This is a genomic window from Streptomyces rishiriensis, assembly GCF_003112535.1.
GTDB classification, from domain to species: domain Bacteria; phylum Actinomycetota; class Actinomycetes; order Streptomycetales; family Streptomycetaceae; genus Streptomyces; species Streptomyces rishiriensis.
In genome coordinates, this window is the sequence record NZ_BEWA01000012.1 from 419,427 (window position 1) to 434,858 (window position 15,432).

Consider the following 15,432-nt stretch of genomic DNA (forward strand, 5'->3'; position numbering starts at 1 on the left):
GGCCGACCATGGAAGACCTCGTCATCCGGGACGCCGACGTCGTCGACGGCACCGGCGCGGACTCCTACCGCGCGGACGTGGTGATCGACGAGGGCAGGATCGTCTCGATCGTCAAGGAGGCGGCGGCCGCGGGCTGTCAGCGCCCGAAGGCCGTGCGGGAGCTGGACGCGGAGGGGCTCGTCCTGTCCCCCGGCTTCATCGACATGCACGCCCACAGCGACCTGGCCCTGCTGCGCGACCCCGATCACAGCGCGAAGGCCGCCCAGGGCGTGACCCTCGAGGTCCTCGGCCAGGACGGTCTGTCGTACGCGCCGGTGGACGGGTCCACCCTCGAAGGGGTGCGCCGGGCCATCACCGGCTGGAACGGCCCCGGCGACGACGTCGACTTCGACTGGCGGTCGGTGGGCGAGTACCTGGACCGGCTGGACCGCGGCTTCGAGGGCCGGGGCATCGCCGTCAACGCGGCCTACCTCGTCCCCCAGGGCACGGTCCGCGCCCTCGTCGTCGGCTGGGAGGACCGCCCGGCCACGCCGCGGGAGCTGGACCGGATGCGAGCGCTGGTGGCGGAGGGACTGGAGCAGGGCGCGGTCGGCCTGTCGTCCGGGCTGACGTACACGCCCGGGATGTACGCCGAGAACGCCGAACTGACCGCGCTGTGCCGGGTGGTGGCGCGGTACGGCGGCTACTACTGCCCCCACCACCGCAGTTACGGCGCTGGCGCGCTGGAGGCGTACGCGGAGATGGTGGAGCTGACCGCGAAGGCGGGCTGCGCGCTCCATCTGGCACACGCCACCATGAACTTCGGCGTGAACGAGGGCCGGGCCCCCGAGTTGCTGGCCCTGCTGGACGAGGCGCTCGACGCGGGCGCCGACATCAGCCTCGACACCTACCCCTACACCCCCGGCTGCACCACGCTGGCGGCCCTGCTGCCCAGCTGGGCGAGCGAGGGCGGTCCGGCCGGGATCCTGCGCCGCCTGGCGGACGACGCTACGGCCGAGCGGATCCGCCACGACCTGGAGGTGACCGGCGCGGACGGCTGCCACGGGGTGCCGGTGGACTGGGAGACGATCGAGATCTCGGGAGTGACCGACCCGGCGCTGGGCGACTTCGTGGGCCGCACGGTCCGCGCGTCGGCCGCCCGGCTCGGCGAGGCCCCGTGGACGACGGCGCGCCGTCTGCTGATCGACGACGGGCTCGGCCCGACGATCCTTCAGCACGTCGGCCACGAGGAGAACGTGCGCGCGATCATGCGCCACCGCGTCCACACCGGCGGCTCCGACGGCGTCCTGACGGGCGCGAAGCCGCACCCGCGCGCGTACGGCACCTTTCCGCGCTATCTCGGCCACTACACACGGGAGCTGGGGATCCTCACCCTGGAGGAGTGCGTGGCCCGGCTGACCGGCCGCCCGGCGGCCCGCCTCCGGCTGCCCGACCGGGGTCTGGTCCGCGAGGGGTACCGGGCCGACCTGGTGCTGTTCGATCCGCGGACGGTGGCGGCGGGCTCGACGTACGAGTCCCCGCGCACCCTGCCCACCGGCATCCCGTACGTCCTGGTCGACGGCCGCTTCGTGATCGAGGACGGCCGGCGGACGGACGTGCTGGCGGGGCGGGCGGTCCGTCGCAGTCCCATGTGACGGAACGCCCCGCCGTCCCGCGTTACGGCTTGGGCAGGGTGCACCCGCTCTTGTTCAGGCTGAGCTGGTTGCCGGTGGTGAAGCAGGCCGGGATCAGGTAGGTCTCCTCGGCGTAGTTGATGCCCTCGCGGACGGTGACGTTGCCGTTCGCGTCGACCTCGCACGGGTTGTTCTCCGTGCAGCGCTCGCCGTCCTCGTTGCCGGTGTTGTTGACGGCGACGACCTTGCCGGTGGACTGGTCGATCACCGGCGAGCCGGAGGTGCCGCCGATGGTCTGGCAGGCGGAGGTGTAGCGGACCGAGTCCTTCCAGGTCCAGTCGCCCTCCTTGAGGCGGTAGACGAACCCGTCGACGTTGCAGCTGTAGAGCCGCTTCCAGTAGCCGGACGCCACCGTGATGGCGGTGCCGGCGACCGGGTGGGTGTCCTGCACGGTCAGCGCGGAGATCCCGTACGAGCTCTTGATCGACGCGTAGGTGCTGGTGAGCTGGTAGATCGAGACGTCCGTGTCGGTCATCGTCCCGTAGGCCAGCTTGCTCGCGCGCAGGGTCGCGACCCTGGTGCCCGCGGAGTTGAGCAGGCCGAAGGTGCGGCTGGACGCCTGGTTGACGAGCACCTCGCCCGGCGCGGGGAAGCCGGTCGACAGGCAGTGGCCGTTGGAGAGCACCAGCGCCGGGTCGGTGTCCAGGGAGCTCGGGAAGCGGATGACCGATCCGGAGCAGTTGCTGAGCGCGACGGTGCCGGCGAGGTTGACGGCCCGCAGCGCGGGAGCGGCCGCCCTGGTCCCGGCCGCCTTGGCCGGGAGGGCGGAAGCCGAGGTCGCGGCGGAGGCCGCGGGCCGGGAGCTCACCGGCGCGGCGACCGCGGGCGCCGCGCCCGCTCCGGCGACGGCCAGGGCGAAGAACGCGGCGACGAGAGGCTTTCTCATGTGGGGGTCCCCTCTTATGACAGGGCGACCGGAGATCTTCCGGTCGCCCGCTGCTTTTGTCATGCGCATTGTTAGTGCGCCGAGAGGTGAGAACAAGGGTGGGTTTTCAGCCGCCGGAGGGAAGCCTTCCGCTTGGCGTCCGCACGGGCGCCCGCACCCGCCTACCTGCCCCCCTTGCCCCGCCCCCGGCCGCCCTTGCCCTTCCCGACCGGGGACGGCGGAACGGAGGACGCCTCGCCCGCCGGGGCGCGTGTGACAGCCGGGGAAGGAGTGACAGCCGGGGAAGGAGTGACGGCCGGGGAGGGAGTGACGGCCGGCCGCTTCTCGGCCGTCGTGACCGCCGGCGACGGCGACTCCTCGGCGGAGGGCGACCCGCCCGCCCCCGCGGACGCCGCGGCCCCGGCGGAACCGGTCGGCGAGGGCGACGGCGCGCCGGACCCGCCCACCACTGCGTCCGGCGCCGACCGCGTACTGCCCCGCTCCCCCCGGCCGCCCCGCCCGCCCCCGTCGGACGACCCCGACCAGGACAGGCCCACCGCCAGGACGGCCAGCACGGCCAGGGACACGAGCCCCGCCGCCCCGGCGAGGATCCTCGTCCGGCGCGCGCGCCACCCGGCCGGCGGGCGCGCGGCGCGACGGCGTTCCGCGCGTCCGCCCGTCGCCCCGGCCGGCGGAACCGGGGGAAGCCGCTGGGTCTCGTCGTACGCGTTCTCCCACCCGTGGGCCGCCGCCGGGTCGGCGTACCGCTCATAGGGGGCCGGGTCCGTCACCGCGTACGGGTGGTACACGTTCGGCCCCACCCGGGGCGCGTCATCTTCACCTGGCCTGGACATGACCGGGATTCTAGGGACAGGCGTGACGCCTGGGACGGCCGCCGCCGACGCCGTCGGCGATAACGCACCAAATCACCCGTCTCGCGTGGCGGAAAACACGCCCCACGGAGCGTTACCGGGCCGTAAGCTCCCAGACATGCAGGTGATCCAGTCGACCAAGCTCGCGAACGTCTGTTACGAGATCCGGGGGCCGGTTCTCGAGGAGGCGATGCGCCTGGAAGCGGCCGGCCACCGCATCCTCAAGCTGAACACCGGCAACCCGGCCGCCTTCGGCTTCGACTGCCCGCCGGAGATCCTGGAGGACATCCTCCGCAACGTCTCCACGGCGCACGGCTACGGCGACGCCAAGGGCCTGCTCGCCGCGCGCAGGGCCGTCGTGATGCACAACCAGACGCTCGGCATCGAGACCGACGTCGAGCACGTCTTCATCGGCAACGGCGTCTCCGAGCTGATCGTCATGGCGATGCAGGGCCTGCTGGACGACGGCGACGAGGTCCTCGTCCCGGCCCCCGACTACCCGCTGTGGACCGCCGCCGTGTCCCTCTCCGGCGGCACCGCCGTGCACTACCGGTGCGACGAGCAGTCGGACTGGATGCCGGATCTCGCCGACGTCGAGCGCAAGGTCACCGACCGCACCAAGGCGATCGTCATCATCAACCCGAACAACCCGACCGGCGCGGTGTACGACGAGGCGATGGTGCGGGGGCTGACCGACATCGCCCGCCGCCACAACCTGCTGGTCTGCTCGGACGAGATCTACGACAAGATCCTCTACGACGGAGCCGTCCACACCCCGACCGCGAAGGTCGCCCCGGACCTGCTCACCCTCACCTTCAACGGCATGTCGAAGGCGTACCGGGTGGCCGGCTACCGGGTCGGCTGGATGGCGATCTCCGGCCCCCGCGCCCACGCCGACTCCTACATCGAGGGTCTGACGATCCTGGCGAACATGCGCCTGTGCGCGAACATGCCGGGCCAGCACGGGGTGGTGGCCGCGCTCAGCGGACGCCAGACGATCGACGACCTGGTGCTGCCGGGCGGACGGCTCAAGGAGCAGCTGGACACGGCGTACGAGCTGCTCACGCAGATCCCGGGCGTCACGTGCGTGCGGCCGAAGGGGGCGCTGTACCTCTTCCCACGCCTGGACCCGTCCGTCTTCAAGATCAAGGACGACCGGCGGATGGTCCTGGACCTGCTGCGCCGCGAGAAGATCATGGTCGTCCAGGGCACCGGCTTCAACTGGCCGGAGCCGGACCACTTCCGGGTCGTCACCCTCCCCTCGGCGACGGACCTGCGGGACGCGGTCGGCCGGATCGCCCGGTTCCTGGACGGCTACGGCCAGCCTTAAACCCCGTTCCGACCGCAACTTCATGAGAGTCGCTACTTTAGACGCGATCTAAGCTAGGATGGTTTCCTGACAGCACAGGAGGCCATCCTCATGTACGAGCCGATCCGCACCCCTTCTTCCCGTGGGTCTGTCCACACCACGATGGCCGACACGCCCGCGGACTTCCCCCACCGTTCCCGCGAGGAGGAGCTGGACATCCAGCTCGCAGGCCACCTCGCGGCGCTGCTCGCCGTCACCGACGAGCTGCGAGCGGCCTCGCCCTCCGCCGACCTGGACACCGCGGCCGCACGGCTCGCGCAGCAGGTCACCCGGCTGCGGCAAGGCCGGACGCCGGTCCGCTCGCCCCTCGCCGCCGACCCGGCGAAGCCGCGCCTCGCGGCCGTGCACGAGCGGGCGCACGCCCTGGCCGGTCGCGCCCTCCTGGTCGCCGCCTCCCGCGCGGACACCTCGGCGGCGATCCTGGCGGCCCAGCGCATGGACGCGCACGCCGCCGCGCTGGTCGAGACCGGCGAACTGAGCGCCACCGGCTGACCCCCTCCTCAGGGGTCCCTCGACGGCCCCGGTCCGCGTGCACCCGCAGCGACGCGCGGACCGGGCGCCATTTTCCTCCATACCCTGTGGAGATGGGCCTGGAGTAGGCGAAGAGGCGCGCGATCGCCGACGTCTACGGGGACAAGGTCCCCTTCGGCCCCTGGACCGTGGAGACCGGCGACTTCCGGCGCTACGGGAAGGCCGGCGACCGCGTGGAGTGACCCGCCCTCGGGACGCAAGGGGAAGCTCCGGCTCCCGTTGAGTTCCGGGGCACCCCCTTCACCCTCCGTTCACCCGTTCCACCCAGGAACGCGGGGTTCCGCGAGCACGCTCCCCCTGTGAGACGAATCGCAGGAATCGTCCTCGCGGTGCTGTTGATGACGGGTGTGGTGGTCGCCGTCGTCGCGGGCCGCAGCGAAGGGGACAAGGGCACGGCAACGAAGACCGTGCGGATGGTGATCGGGTCGGAGAAGGCGGAGTTCTTCGCCGACCCGGACGTGGTGAAGGCCCTCGCCGCCAAGGGCTACGCCGTCAGGGCCGAGACCTCCGGGTCCTGGGCCATGGAGGGGCTGGACCTCAAGGGCTACGACCTCGCCTTCCCCTCCAGCCAGGCGCCCGCCACCGAACTCGCCGCGAAGTACGGGGTGCGGGGGACCCTCCCCCGCCCCTTCTACTCGCCGCTGGTCGTCGTGGCGCACAAGAACGCCGCCGGCGTGCTCGCGGCGGGCGGCCTGGCCACCCTGGACGCCGAGCACCGCGGCACGCTGAAGATGACCGCCTATCTCGACGCGGCCCGCGCCGACCGGACCTGGCAGCAGCTCAAAGGCGCGGCGAGGTACGGGGAGTTGACGGGCACGCTCTACCTGTCCAGCACCGACCCCGGGACCTCCAGCTCGGGTGCCCTGTACCTGGCCGCCGCGTCCTACGTGGCGAACGGCGGCAAGGTCGTCGCGAGCCACGCCGAGATCGAGCGGACGGCGCCCCTGCTGCACAAGCTGGTCAGCGTCCAGGGCGCCCAGCAGTCCAGCACCGACGCGGCCTTCCGGGACTTCGTCAGCGGCGCCGGCAACCCGCTCGTCCTTGTCTACGAGTCGCAGGTCGCCTCGCTCCTGGCGAACGGTCAGCAGCCGGACGACCTCGTGGTGCTCTACCCGGACACCACCGTCGACAGCGACCACACCGCCGTGCCGCTCACCGAGGACGGCGGCGCGGTCGCCCGGCTCCTGTCCACGGACCCGGCGTTGCGCAGGCTGGAGATCCGGCACGGGTTCCGTCCGCAGGGCGTCACCGCCGAGTTCGCCTCGGCCACCACCTACCTGAAGCAGCAACTGACCGGCGTCCGCCAGGCGCCCGTGCCCACCTCCGCGGTGCTGCACGAGCTGGCGCGACGGGCGCGCGGATAGGGGGAGAACACCACATGTCCGACGACATCTCCGGCTCCACGTTCACGCTCACCCCGCCCGAGGCCGTCGCCGCCGTGCCGCGCGAGAAGGCGGGCGGACTCGTCCCGGTCGAGGAGTCCGTCCGTGCGGGCATGGCCGCCAAGGCCGCCGCGTACGTCGAGGGGCTCGCCGCGCTCGACGCCCGCTCGCCCGAGTTCGCGGGCAAGGTCGGCGAGATCACCGCGCTGGGCGCCGGTGAGATGCGCACGGCCGCCGCACAGTCCAACCGCATGCTGGAGCGGACCGTCAGGAGCCTGCCGGACAAGGGCGGTGACGCCCAGTCGAAGGTCGCGGGCTCGCTCGTGGAACTGCGGCGGGTGGTCGAGGACCTGGACCCGCGCGATCTGTCGGCTGCCAAGGGGCGCAGATTGCTGTCCCGGCTGCCCGGCGGGAACAAGCTGCGCGACCACGTCGCCAAGTACGCGTCCGCGCAGGGCACGCTGAACCGGATCGTGGGCTCGCTGCGCGGCGGCCAGGACGAACTGCGGCGCGACAACGCCGCGTTGCAGACCGAGCGCGAGCGGCTCTGGGAGACGATGGGCAAGCTCCAGGAGTACGTGGTGCTGACCGACGCCCTGGACGCGGCCGTGGAGCAGCAGATCGCCGGCGCCGAGGCCGGCGACCCGGAGCGGGCCGACGGTCTGCGGGCCGACGTCCTCTTCCCGGTCCGGCAGAAGCACCAGGACCTGCTCACCCAGCTCGCGGTGTGCGCCCAGGGGTACCTCGCCATGGACGTCGTACGCCGCAACAACGAGGAGCTGATCAAGGGCGTCGACCGGGCCGCCACGACCACGGTCTCCGCACTGCGCATCTCGGTCATGCTGGCCTCCGCGCTCGACCACCAGAAGAAGGTGATCGAGCAGGTCAACGCCCTGCGCGGAACCACCGAGGATCTCATCCGGGGCAACGCGGAGATGCTCGCGACGCAGAGCGGGGAGATCCAGCGCATCGCCGCCGACCCGGCCGTCGGGGCGGAGACCCTGCGGGCCGCCTTCCAGCAGATCTACCGCACCCTCGACGCCATCGACACCTACAAGGTGCAGGCGACCGAGGCGATGGCGGTCACGGTGGAGAACCTGACGGCCGAACTCCAGCAGGCCGGCTCCTACCTGGACCGCAGCCGCTCACGGGGCGCCATGGAAGGCGGACTCGCATGAAAGACGCCCCCCGGCGCCGCCGGAGCCTTCTCGCGCTGACGGCCCTCGCCCTCCTGCTGACCGCCTGCTCGGCGAAGGACGACCCCGCCGACGACCCCGCCGCCCCCCAACCCGGCACGCTCCGCATCCTCGCCTCCAGCGAGCTGAGCGACATGGCGCCCGTGCTGGAACAGGTCCGCAAGGACACCGGCGTCACGGTCCGGCCCACCTACACGGGCACCCTGGACGCCGTGAACCTGCTGGCGAAGGGCGGCACGGACGGGAGGTACGACGCCGTGTGGCTGTCCTCCGACGACTATCTGCGGCTGCGTCCCGACGCGGCGAAGAAGATCGTCTCGGAGACGCCGATCATGTCCAGCCCGGTGGCCCTCGGCGTGCGGAGCGCCGCGCTGGACGCCCTCGGCTGGAAGGCCGGGCAGGTGACCTGGGCGCAGGTCGAGCAGGCGGTCCAGGACGGCAGGCTCACCTACGGCATGACGGACCCGGCCCGCTCGAACTCCGGTTTCGCGACGCTGATCTCGGTCGCCTCCGCGCTCTCGGGCGCCCAGTCGGCGCTGACGGACGCCGACGTCGCGAAGGCGACCCCGAGGCTGAAGGAGTTCTTCAAGGGGCAGCAGCTGACGTCGGGTTCGTCGGGCTGGCTGGCGAGCGCGTACAGCCGGCGCGGCGACGTCGACGCGCTGCTCAACTACGAGTCGGTGCTGAAGGGCATCCCGGGGCTGACGGTGATCCGCCCGACGGACGGCGTCGTCACCGCCGACTACCCGCTCTCCTCCCTCGCCGCGACCGACGCGGCGACCCGCGCGGACGTCAAGCGGGTCGCCGACGCCCTGCGCACGGAGGCCGTGCAGCGGCTGATCACCGCTCGGACGCACCGCCGCCCGGTCGTGGCCTCCGTGCCGCCGGCGGCCGGCCTGGACACGGCGCGCCGCCGTGAACTGCCCTTCCCCGGCACCCGTTCCGTCGCCGACCGGCTGCTCGACGCCTACGAGAACAAGCTGCGCCGGCCCTCGCGGACCGTGTACGTCCTCGACACCTCCGGCTCGATGCAGGGCGACCGGCTGAGCCGTCTGAAGAAGGCCCTCACCGACCTCACCGGCGACTTCCGCGACCGCGAGGAGGTGACGCTGATGCCGTTCGGGTCGGACGTGAAGAGCGTCGCCACCCATGTCGTCAGCCCGGCCGACCCGCAGACCGGGCTCGCCGCGATCCGCACGGACAGCGGGAAGCTCAGGGCCGAGGGCGGGACCGCGGTCTACACCTCGCTGGAGAAGGCCTACGGCCACCTGGGCGCCGGCCGGGACGCCTTCACCTCCATCGTGCTGATGACGGACGGCGAGAACACCGAGGGCGACGACGCCGGTGACTTCGACGCGTTCTACCGGGGGCTCACCGGCGAGCGGCGGGACATCCCCGTCTTCACCGTCCTCTTCGGCGACTCCGACCGCTCGGAGCTCCAGCACATCGCCGAGTTGACCGGCGGCCGGCTCTTCGACGCCCGGACGGGCTCGCTGGACGGCGCCTTCGAGGAGATCCGTGGCTACCAGTAGGTTCGTCGGGTACCTGGAGTCCCGTAAGAACATCGCGGGGAGCGCCTGCGGGCTGGCGGGTCTGGCGCTGACGTTCGCGGGGGTCGCCGGGCCGCTGTGGCCGGCGGTCGTCGTCGGTCTGTACGGCGTGGGCGCGCTGGTCGCCCCGCCGGAGCGGCCGCCGCTGCCCGCCTTCCCCGATCCGTCGGCCCAACTGGACGAGGTGCGCCAGGACTTCGAGCGGCTCGGCGGCTATCTCGCGGAGGTCGAACTGCCCCCGGCCGCCGCCGGACGTCTCACCGAGCTCACCGCTCTGCTGGCGGCGCTGCTGGAACCCGGCTGGGTCGGCGAGCTCCTGGCCCAGGACCCGGACGGCGTCCACGCCCTGTCCCGGACCGTCCGCCAGGATCTGCCCGAGGCCGTCGACAGTTTCGTCCGGGCGCGCTGGTGGACGCGGATGACCCCCGGGCAGGAGCCGCCGGAGCGGCATCTGGAACGGCAGTTGACGCTCCTGCAGGAGGAGGCCGAGCGGCTGACGGCCGGGCTGCGGGAGATCGAGGCGCGGCGGCAGGAGACGCACACCCGCTATCTGGAGGACAGGAACCGGTAGGGACGGGCGAGGGCCTGTCGTCGTCCTCCCGTCGGGGCGGACGGGGGGACGACGACAGGCCCATGGCCGCGTACGCCGTTGTACGCGGCTCGCCGGTCAGCACCGCGGCCGGCCGTGACGATCACTGGTCAGGGCTCTCCCCCACTGCCCCAAAGGCGTGGGAGGTACCCCCGATGCCGGCCGCGGAGTCTTTCGGTGCGGGCGTCAGCCCAGGCGCTCCACCAGCGCGCGGTACTCGTCCCACAGTTCCTTCGGGGTGTGGTCGCCGAAGGTGTCGAGGTGCTCGGGGACCAGGGCGGCCTCCTCGCGCCAGATCTCCTTGTCGACGGTGAGGAGGTAGTCGAGGTCCTCGTCGGCGAGGTCGAGGCCCTTGGTGTCGAGGGCCTCCTTCGTCGGCAGGACGCCGATCGGGGTCTCGACGCCCTCGGCGCGGCCGTCCAGGCGCTCCACGATCCACTTCAGGACGCGGCTGTTCTCACCGAAGCCGGGCCAGACGAACTTGCCCTCGTCGTTCTTGCGGAACCAGTTGACGTAGTAGATCTTGGGCAGCTTCGCCTGGTCCCTGCCCTTGGCGACGTCGACCCAGTGACCCATGTAGTCGCCCATGTTGTAGCCGCAGAACGGCAGCATGGCGAAGGGGTCGCGGCGCAGCTCGCCGACCTTGCCCTCGGCGGCGGCGGTCTTCTCGCTGGCCACGTTGGCGCCGAGGAAGACGCCGTGGTTCCAGTCGAAGGACTCCGTCACCAGCGGGACCGCGCTCGCGCGACGGCCGCCGAAGAGGATCGCGGAGATCGGCACGCCCCGGGGGCTCTCCCACTCGGGCGCGATGATCGGGCACTGCGCGGCCGGGGTGGTGAAGCGGGCGTTGGGATGCGCGGCCGGGACGCCGGACTCGGGGGTCCAGTCGTTGCCCTTCCAGTCCGTGAGGTGGGCGGGGGTCTCCTCCGTCATGCCCTCCCACCAGACGTCGTTGTCGTCGGTGAGAGCGACGTTGGTGAAGACCGAGTTGCCCCACAGCGTCTTCATCGCGTTGGCGTTGGTGTGCTCGCCGGTGCCGGGCGCGACGCCGAAGAAGCCGGCCTCGGGGTTGATGGCGTACAGCCGGCCGTCCTCACCGAAGCGCATCCAGGCGATGTCGTCGCCGATGGTCTCGACGGTCCAGCCGGAGATCGTCGGCTCCAGCATGGCCAGGTTGGTCTTGCCGCAGGCGCTCGGGAAGGCCGCGGCCACGTACTTGGACTCGCCGGTGGGCGGGGTGAGCTTGAGGATGAGCATGTGCTCGGCGAGCCAGCCCTCGTCACGGGCCATGACGGACGCGATGCGCAGGGCGTAGCACTTCTTGCCGAGCAGGGCGTTGCCGCCGTAGCCCGAGCCGTAGGACCAGATCTCGCGGCTCTCGGGGAAGTGCGAGATGTACTTGGTGGAGTTGCACGGCCACGGGACGTCGGCCTCGCCCTCGGCCAGCGGCGCTCCGAGCGTGTGCACGGCACGCACGAAGAACCCGTCGGAGCCCAGTTCGTCCAGCACCGGCTGTCCCATGCGGGTCATGGTGCGCATGGACACGGCGACGTAGGCGGAGTCGGTGATCTCGACGCCGATCGCGGAGAGGTCCGAGCCGAGCGGGCCCATGCAGAAGGGCACGACGTACATGGTGCGGCCGCGCATCGAGCCGCGGAACAGGCCCTTCTCGCCGGCGAAGATCTCCCGCATCTCGGCGGGGGCCTTCCAGTGGTTGGTCGGGCCCGCGTCCTCCTCCTTCTCGGAGCAGATGAAGGTGCGGTCCTCGACCCGCGCGACGTCGGTGGGATCGGAGGCCGCGTAGTAGGAGTTGGGGCGCTTGACCGGGTCGAGCCTCTTGAACGTGCCCTTCTCGACGAGCTCCCCGCACAGGCGCTCGTACTCGGCCTCGGATCCGTCACACCAGACCACGTTGTCCGGCTGCGTCAGTTCGGCGATCTCGTTCACCCAGGAGACGAGTTCCTGGTGGTCGGTGGGGATGACGGGGGGAGCCGCGATGTCGCGCGCCACGATTGCTCCTAAAAAGAGGGATTTTTTGTTGGAGGCCCCGTGGGGGCTGCGACCCGGATGCTTCTCGGTGTTGACCTTGGGCGCTCATCCGGTGTCGACCGCACTCATTTGATCATCCGATGGTACCGCCCATATGTCCAGAGGGCCTCACAGGTGAGCGGAGTGAGGATGGCCACGTGTAGAGCCGCCACTTTGCGTCCACTTGACGTTCAGCCGATCGTCCATTGACCGAACTCCCCCCGAGACGCCCGCCACTCCCGGCAGTCATCCGACCGCGACGAGCCTCGACCTACGGGCGCGTAGGTACGATTGAGCGCATGACTGCGCCCGTTCCCGACGCGCCCACGGAGACGCCGGCCGCCGGCCGCGGTCCCGTGCCGCTCTCCCTGCCGCATCCGGTCAAGCCCAAGCTCCGCGGCTGGCTGCATCTCGGAATGTTTCCGGCCGCCCTCATCGCGGGTCTCGTGCTCACCGCCCTCGCCGACTCCACCCGTGGCCGCATCGCCTGCGGCGTCTACGCCCTCACCGCCTGCCTGCTGTTCGGCGTCAGCGCCCTGTACCACCGGGGCGACTGGAGCCCGCGCATGGACCGCGTCCTGCGCAGACTCGACCACGCGAACATCTTCCTGATCATCGCGGGCACCTACACCCCGCTCGCCCTGCTGCTCCTGCCGAGCTCCACCGGGCGCTGGCTGCTGTGGGGCATCTGGGCGGCGGCGCTCGCCGGGATCGCCTTCCGCGTCTTCTGGGTCGGCGCCCCGCGCTGGCTCTACACCCCCTGCTACATCGCGATGGGCTGGGCCGCCGTCTTCTTCCTGCCGGACTTCATGCGCACCGGCGGCGTCGCGGTGATGATCCTGGTGATCGTCGGCGGACTCCTCTACAGCGCGGGCGGCGTGATCTACGGCATCAAGCGCCCCAACCCCTCCCCGCGCTGGTTCGGCTTCCACGAGGTGTTCCACTCCCTGACGCTCGCCGCGTTCGTCGTGCACTACGTGGGCATCTCCCTGGTGGCGTACCGGCACGGATGACGCGGCGGCGCCCTCCCCGCCTTCTCGGCCACGGCTCTTGAGCCGTGGCCGTTTTTCGTGCGCCGGGAAACCCGAAATATTGACACCGACATCCTTTTGATAGCTACTGTCATTTCATGGCCACTCTCACGAACGCGAACTCAGACGCGGTGGAACCCGACCCCCGCCGCTGGTGGGCCCTCGGCGCCCTCGTCGCCAGCATGCTCACGCTCGGCTTCGACACGACGATCCTGAACGTGGCTCTGCCGACGATGGCCGAGCAGCTCGGCGCGAGCACGGGGCGCCAGCAGTGGATGGCGGACGCGTACGTCGTCGTCTTCGCGGCCCTGATGCTTCCGGCCGGCCTCCTCGGCGACCGGTTCGGCCGACGCCGGATGCTGATCACCGGCCTCGGGATCTTCTTCGCGGGCTCACTGGTCGGCGCGCTGGCCGGGAACGTCGACGCCGTGATCGCCGCCCGCGCGGTGATGGGCGTGGGAGCCGCCCTGATCACCCCCCTCGCACTGTCCGTGCTGCCCTCGCTGTTCGCGCCCGGGGAGCGGACCAAGGCCGTCGGCATCGTCTCCGCGGGCTCCACACTCGGCCTGCCGCTCGGACCGATCATCGGCGGCTGGCTGCTCAACCACTTCTGGTGGGGCTCGGTCTTCCTGATCAACCTGCCCATGGCCGCGCTCGGCATCGCCGCCTGCGTGTTCCTGCTGCCCGAGACCCGCGACCCCGCCTCCCCGCGGGTGGACCTCGTCTCCGCCGCGCTCACCGCGGCCGGGCTCGGCGCCCTCGTCTACGCGATCATCGAGGCCCCCACCCGCGGCTGGGGCGACCCGCTGGTACTGGCCGTGATCGCGGCGGCGGCGGTCCTGATCACCACGCTGGTCCTGCGCGAACGGCGGGTGCAACGGCCCATGCTGGACATGACGCTGCTCGCCCACCGCGGCTTCCTGTTCAACACGCTCGCCGCGACCCTGGTGATGTTCGTCCTGTCCGGGCTGCTCTTCGTGCTGCCGCCCTACCTCCAGGTCGTCCTCGGCCACGACGCCCTCGGCACCGGGGTGCGGCTGCTGCCGATGATGGGCGGGCTGATGATCGCCGCGCGGGCCGCCCAGCCCGTCGTGGCCCGGTTCGGATCGCGCGGCGTGGTGAGCGCGGGGCTGGTGGTGCTGGCCTTCGCCGCGCTGCTGGGCAGCCGCACCACCGTCGACTCCGGTTACGGCTTCACCGCGCTGTGGCTGTCGGTCGTCGGCTTCGGCTTCGGCTTCTCGGTCGTGCCCGCGATGTCGGGCGCCCTGGGCGCCCTGCCCGCCGACCGCGCCGGCAGCGGCTCCGGCCTGCTGATGACCCTGCGCCAGGTCGGCGGCGCCGTCGGCATCGCCCTGCTCGGCAGCCTGCTCGCGAGCGCCTTCCGCGACCGGCTCGACGTCACCGGGCTGCCCGCCGGCGCCGCCGACACCGCCGAAGGCTCGGTGGTCGCCGCCCAGGTGATCGCCGAGAAGGCCCACGCGGCCGGACTCGCCGCCTCCGCGAACGACGCCTACGTCCACGGCATGGACGTCGTCATGCTGGTGTGCGGGATCGCCGCCCTGGTCTCCGCGCTGCTGGCGGCCGCCTTCCTGCCCGGCGCCCGGCCCGGGCGGCCCGCCCGGGCCGCCGGATCGGAGGACTCCGCTCCCGGCATGGTGGACGCGAAGGCCGATGCCCGACAATGAGTTCCATGACGGCCGCACGCATCAGCCCTCCCGCCGACCACCCCCGACCGGGTCTGCGCGAGCGCAAGAAGATCAAGACCCGCGAGGCCATCCGCGCCGCGACCTACGCGCTGGTCGAGGAACAGGGCTACGACGCCACGACGATCGACCAGATCGCCGAACGCGCCGAGGTGTCGCCGTCGACCGTCTTCCGCTACTTCCCGACCAAGGAGGACATCGTCCTCACGGACGAGTACGACTCGGTCTTCCTGGAGGAACTGCGGGCCCGCCCGAAGGACGAGGCGTGGACGGACTCCATCCGCCACGTGATGCTGGCGGCCGCCCGCGTCGGCGTCGAGGACGACCTCGAGGTGGCCAGGCTGCGCACCCGGCTGCTGGTGGACGTCCCGGCCGTGCGCTCGCGGATGATGGAGAGCATGTCGGTCACCGGCCGGATGCTGTGCGTCGCGATCGCCGAGCGCACCGGCCGCGACCCGGACTGCCTGGAGGTCCGCGTCCACGCGATGTCGCTGATCGGAGGCCTGATGGAGACCTCCCTGTACTGGGCGGAGAAGGGTCACCAGGGCGACTTGGCCGCTCTCCTCGACCGCGCCCTGGACGTCATGGAACACGGCCTGGGCCGGGAAAAGAGCTGAGCCCCGGCGGCGCCCCCGTGCCATCC

The 15,432-nt window shown here is 71.7% G+C and carries 13 protein-coding genes; 10 read left to right on the forward strand and 3 right to left on the reverse strand.

Going from position 1 to position 15,432, the window contains the following annotated elements; all coding sequences use genetic code 11:
- Positions 1 to 8 precede the first annotated feature (8 nt).
- Positions 9 to 1,634: an N-acyl-D-amino-acid deacylase family protein gene (locus Sri02f_RS21215; protein WP_109002892.1), complete on the forward strand. Its 1,626-nt coding sequence runs from the start codon at positions 9 to 11 to the stop codon at positions 1,632 to 1,634.
- A 22-nt stretch (positions 1,635 to 1,656) separates the two neighbouring features.
- Here Sri02f_RS21215 and Sri02f_RS21220 read toward each other — a convergent pair whose 3' ends face one another.
- Both Sri02f_RS21220 and Sri02f_RS41300 read right to left on the reverse strand, forming a co-directional pair.
- Entirely contained in the window at positions 1,657 to 2,559 is a 903-nt protein-coding gene (locus Sri02f_RS21220) for a S1 family peptidase (RefSeq protein ID WP_109002893.1), read from the reverse strand.
- 161 nt (positions 2,560 to 2,720) lie between these two features.
- Complete coding sequence (locus tag Sri02f_RS41300) at positions 2,721 to 3,392, reverse strand: hypothetical protein (protein ID WP_159106758.1); 672 nt, start codon at positions 3,390 to 3,392, stop codon at positions 2,721 to 2,723.
- A gap of 136 nt (positions 3,393 to 3,528) precedes the next feature.
- Here Sri02f_RS41300 and Sri02f_RS21230 point away from each other — a divergent pair, with 136 nt between their 5' ends.
- The 6 genes from Sri02f_RS21230 to Sri02f_RS21255 all read left to right on the forward strand — a co-directional run bounded on the left by Sri02f_RS21230 (position 3,529) and on the right by Sri02f_RS21255 (position 10,009).
- Positions 3,529 to 4,740, forward strand: coding sequence for a pyridoxal phosphate-dependent aminotransferase (locus Sri02f_RS21230; protein ID WP_109002895.1), 1,212 nt, complete (start codon positions 3,529 to 3,531; stop codon positions 4,738 to 4,740).
- A 90-nt stretch (positions 4,741 to 4,830) separates the two neighbouring features.
- Positions 4,831 to 5,271 carry an SCO4983 family protein gene (locus tag Sri02f_RS21235; RefSeq protein WP_109002896.1) on the forward strand — a complete coding sequence of 147 codons (441 nt, stop codon included), beginning with the start codon at positions 4,831 to 4,833 and terminating at the stop codon, positions 5,269 to 5,271.
- Between the two features lie 338 nt (positions 5,272 to 5,609).
- The gene (locus tag Sri02f_RS21240) at positions 5,610 to 6,674 is read left to right on the forward strand and encodes an SAM-dependent methyltransferase (RefSeq protein ID WP_109002897.1); all 1,065 of its coding nucleotides are present in this window, start codon (positions 5,610 to 5,612) and stop codon (positions 6,672 to 6,674) included.
- A gap of 14 nt (positions 6,675 to 6,688) precedes the next feature.
- Positions 6,689 to 7,870 (forward strand): toxic anion resistance protein, encoded by a 1,182-nt coding sequence (locus tag Sri02f_RS21245; RefSeq protein ID WP_109002898.1) that lies wholly within the window; start codon positions 6,689 to 6,691, stop codon positions 7,868 to 7,870.
- Positions 7,867 to 9,420, forward strand: a complete 1,554-nt coding sequence (locus Sri02f_RS21250; protein ID WP_109002899.1) for a vWA domain-containing protein — start codon at positions 7,867 to 7,869, stop codon at positions 9,418 to 9,420. The genes Sri02f_RS21245 and Sri02f_RS21250 overlap by 4 nt, the downstream gene beginning before the upstream one ends.
- Positions 9,407 to 10,009 (forward strand): hypothetical protein, encoded by a 603-nt coding sequence (locus tag Sri02f_RS21255; protein ID WP_109002900.1) that lies wholly within the window; start codon positions 9,407 to 9,409, stop codon positions 10,007 to 10,009. Before Sri02f_RS21250 ends, Sri02f_RS21255 begins: the two co-directional genes overlap by 14 nt.
- A gap of 204 nt (positions 10,010 to 10,213) precedes the next feature.
- Here the strand turns inward: Sri02f_RS21255 and Sri02f_RS21260 are convergent, their stop codons facing one another.
- Positions 10,214 to 12,037 carry a phosphoenolpyruvate carboxykinase (GTP) gene (locus Sri02f_RS21260; protein WP_109002901.1) on the reverse strand — a complete coding sequence of 608 codons (1,824 nt, stop codon included), beginning with the start codon at positions 12,035 to 12,037 and terminating at the stop codon, positions 10,214 to 10,216.
- Between the two features lie 317 nt (positions 12,038 to 12,354).
- Here Sri02f_RS21260 and trhA point away from each other — a divergent pair, with 317 nt between their 5' ends.
- From trhA to Sri02f_RS21275, 3 genes are all read left to right on the forward strand, one after another.
- Complete coding sequence (trhA, locus tag Sri02f_RS21265; RefSeq protein WP_109002902.1) at positions 12,355 to 13,068, forward strand: PAQR family membrane homeostasis protein TrhA; 714 nt, start codon at positions 12,355 to 12,357, stop codon at positions 13,066 to 13,068.
- A gap of 116 nt (positions 13,069 to 13,184) precedes the next feature.
- Entirely contained in the window at positions 13,185 to 14,771 is a 1,587-nt protein-coding gene (locus tag Sri02f_RS21270) for an MFS transporter (RefSeq protein WP_109002903.1), read from the forward strand.
- 5 nt (positions 14,772 to 14,776) lie between these two features.
- Positions 14,777 to 15,406 (forward strand): TetR/AcrR family transcriptional regulator, encoded by a 630-nt coding sequence (locus Sri02f_RS21275; protein WP_445009690.1) that lies wholly within the window; start codon positions 14,777 to 14,779, stop codon positions 15,404 to 15,406.
- Positions 15,407 to 15,432: the final 26 nt, after the last annotated feature.

Bases quoted from the DNA above. Each gene is read 5' to 3' on its own strand.
- Sri02f_RS21275 (WP_445009690.1), top strand. From the start codon at position 14,777: ATGACGGCCGCACGCATCAGCCCTCCCGCCGACCACCCCCGACCGGGT.
- Sri02f_RS21250 (WP_109002899.1), top strand. From the start codon at position 7,867: ATGAAAGACGCCCCCCGGCGCCGCCGGAGCCTTCTCGCGCTGACGGCC.
- Sri02f_RS21235 (WP_109002896.1), top strand. From the start codon at position 4,831: ATGTACGAGCCGATCCGCACCCCTTCTTCCCGTGGGTCTGTCCACACC.
- trhA (WP_109002902.1), top strand. From the start codon at position 12,355: ATGACTGCGCCCGTTCCCGACGCGCCCACGGAGACGCCGGCCGCCGGC.
- Sri02f_RS21245 (WP_109002898.1), top strand. From the start codon at position 6,689: ATGTCCGACGACATCTCCGGCTCCACGTTCACGCTCACCCCGCCCGAG.
- Sri02f_RS21220 (WP_109002893.1), bottom strand. From the start codon at position 2,559: ATGAGAAAGCCTCTCGTCGCCGCGTTCTTCGCCCTGGCCGTCGCCGGA.
- Sri02f_RS41300 (WP_159106758.1), bottom strand. From the start codon at position 3,392: ATGTCCAGGCCAGGTGAAGATGACGCGCCCCGGGTGGGGCCGAACGTG.
- Sri02f_RS21270 (WP_109002903.1), top strand. From the start codon at position 13,185: ATGGCCACTCTCACGAACGCGAACTCAGACGCGGTGGAACCCGACCCC.
- Sri02f_RS21215 (WP_109002892.1), top strand. From the start codon at position 9: ATGGAAGACCTCGTCATCCGGGACGCCGACGTCGTCGACGGCACCGGC.
- Sri02f_RS21230 (WP_109002895.1), top strand. From the start codon at position 3,529: ATGCAGGTGATCCAGTCGACCAAGCTCGCGAACGTCTGTTACGAGATC.